The sequence below is a fragment of the Frankia sp. AiPs1 genome (genome assembly GCF_023716945.1).
GTDB lineage: Bacteria > Actinomycetota > Actinomycetes > Frankiales > Frankiaceae > Frankia.
The window spans coordinates 1-551 of sequence record NZ_JAMQQF010001178.1 but is presented as its reverse complement, the minus strand read 5'-3'; the positions used below and the strand labels follow the sequence as shown (position 1 = coordinate 551).

Sequence of the window (551 nt, the reverse complement as noted above, 5' to 3'; positions counted from 1 at the left end):
TGGCCGCGGCCGGCGTCGAGGCCGGCCGGCTCGACCGGGCCGATCCCGCCGTCCGCCTCGCGCTCACCCGGCTGCGCCGCGAGGCCGCGCAGGCCAAGGAGGTCCTCGCCGAGGAGGACGAGGTCGACCTGGTGGTGGAGCTGCCCGGCGTCGACGCCGCGGCCACGCTGACCCGGGGCGAGCTGGAAACACTCGTCGGCCCGATCGTCGACGACACCGTCGAGACGTTCCGGCGGACGTTGCGCTCGGTACCCGCGGGCCCCACGGATCTCTCCCGCATCCTGCTGTCCGGCGGAGTTGCGCACCTGCCGCTGGTGACGCGCCGGCTGCGGGCCGCCTTCCCGGAGATCGGCCGCATCGAGCACCGCACGGACGCGGATCTCGCGATGGGCGCAGCGCTGATCGCCGCCGACCTTGCCGACCGTTCCGCGCGGGCCGGCGGGGGGCTGTTCGGCGCCGCCGCCGCGGCGGCCGCCGAGGAGGCCTACGACGTCACCGCGGTCATCCGTCCGCCGGACCCGGCCAGCCTCACCTCGTTGCCACCGTTGCTC

At 76.4% G+C, this 551-nt stretch carries 1 protein-coding gene; it reads left to right on the top strand.

Annotated features, from left to right (window positions below; translation table 11 throughout):
- Positions 1-551, top strand: a 551-nt coding sequence (locus ND748_RS33530) for an Hsp70 family protein (RefSeq protein ID WP_251750218.1), incomplete at both ends; no start/stop codon positions are given.